The organism is Candidatus Viridilinea mediisalina, assembly GCF_002532535.1.
Taxonomy (GTDB): domain Bacteria; phylum Chloroflexota; class Chloroflexia; order Chloroflexales; family Chloroflexaceae; genus Viridilinea; species Viridilinea mediisalina.
Map to the genome: position 1 here is coordinate 1 of NZ_NQWI01000269.1, position 1,589 is coordinate 1,589.

General features: G+C 63.1%; 1 protein-coding gene. It reads left to right on the forward strand.

The window, feature by feature from the left end:
• On the forward strand, positions 1-1,489 hold a 1,489-nt coding region (locus CJ255_RS21915; RefSeq protein ID WP_097646190.1), incomplete at its 5' end, for an SDR family oxidoreductase.
• Positions 1,490-1,589 lie beyond the last annotated feature (100 nt).

A 1,589-nucleotide genomic window follows, 5' to 3' on the forward strand; every position in this document is an offset into this window, starting at 1 on the left:
CTATGTGCGCCCTGGGTTTCCGGTCGCTAAGCGCTGCGCCAATATCTTTGCTACCGAGCTTACCGCAGAGACGCGGGGGGTGGTGTTGCTGCGCCACGGCCTCTTCAGTTTTGGCGAGACTGCTCAGGAAGCTTATGAAGAGATGATCGCGCTGGTGAACCAGGCTGAGGAGTATTTGGCGCGTTGCCCCGTTGCCGCTACGCCCGTGCAGATGCCCGACCCTGAAGCACCCCTGCGCCACGAGTTGGCCGCGTTGCGCCAGGCTGTCTCGCAGGCTGCCGGTGCGCCGATGATTCTGGCCACCCACAACGATGAAGCGAGTCTGCGCTTTGCCCAACGCCCCGATCTGGCTGTCATCGCCCAGCAAGGGCCGGCCACGCCCGACCATGTCATCCGCACCAAGCGCGTGCCGCTGCTCGGACGCGATGTGGCCGCCTACCGCGCTGAGTATGAACGCTACTTTGCCGAAAATAGCGACCGCGCCAGTTTTGAACTCACCATGCTCGACCCGGCCCCCCGGATCGTCCTCGATCCCAGCCTGGGGATGGTCACGGCGGGCCGCACGCCCCAAGAGGCATGCATCGCCGCCGATATTTACCGTCACACCATGGCGATCATCGCGCAAGCCACGGCGCTGGAATCCTACCAATCCGAGACGGCTGCTGAGGTCTTCGATTTTGAGTACTGGGAGCTGGAGCAGGCCAAACTGAAGCGCCTGGGCCGTCCGCCGCTCTTTGCTGGCGAGGTTGCGCTGGTGACCGGCGCAGCGTCGGGGATCGGTAAGGCGTGTGTCGAGTCGCTCATGGCGCGCGGGGCGGCTGTGGTGGGCCTCGACATCAACCCGGCGATTGAGCAACTCTTTGAGCGCCCCGACTATCTGGGTATCCGCTGTGATGTGACCAGCGAAGCGGAAATGATCGCCGCGCTTGAGCAGATCGCCCGTACCTTCGGCGGGCTTGATATGCTCATCCTCAACGCGGGCATCTTTCCAGCCTCGCGCCGCGTTGAGGCGATGCCCCTGGCTGAATGGCAGCGCACCATGCGGATCAATCTGGATGCCAACCTCATCCTGATGCGTGAGGCGCACGCCATGCTCAAACTCGCCCCACGTCGCGGTCGGGTGGTGATCATTGGCTCCAAGAACGTGCCCGCACCCGGGCCAGGCGCCGCCGCCTATTCCGCCTCCAAAGCCGCTCTCAACCAGTTGGCGCGCGTGGCAGCCCTCGAATGGGGCGAGGATGGCATCCGCATCAACAGCCTGCACCCCAATGCCGTCTTCGATACCGGCATCTGGACCGAGGAGGTCTTGCAGGCACGGGCGAAGAACTACGGCCTGACCGTGGAGCAGTACAAGACTAACAACGTCATGCGGATCGAAGTGACCAGCCGCGATGTCGCTGAGTTGGCCGCCGAGATGTGCGGGCCGCTCTTCGCCAAGACCACCGCTGCCCAAGTGCCGGTGGACGGTGGGAACGAGCGGGTCATCTAAGGGAAGCAGAAATTGTTAGGTACCCCAGCAGCCTGTCATGCTGAATAGTACATATTCGCAGGCATCGTAGTGCCGACTTTAGTCGGCTGAGGTCTTTGGC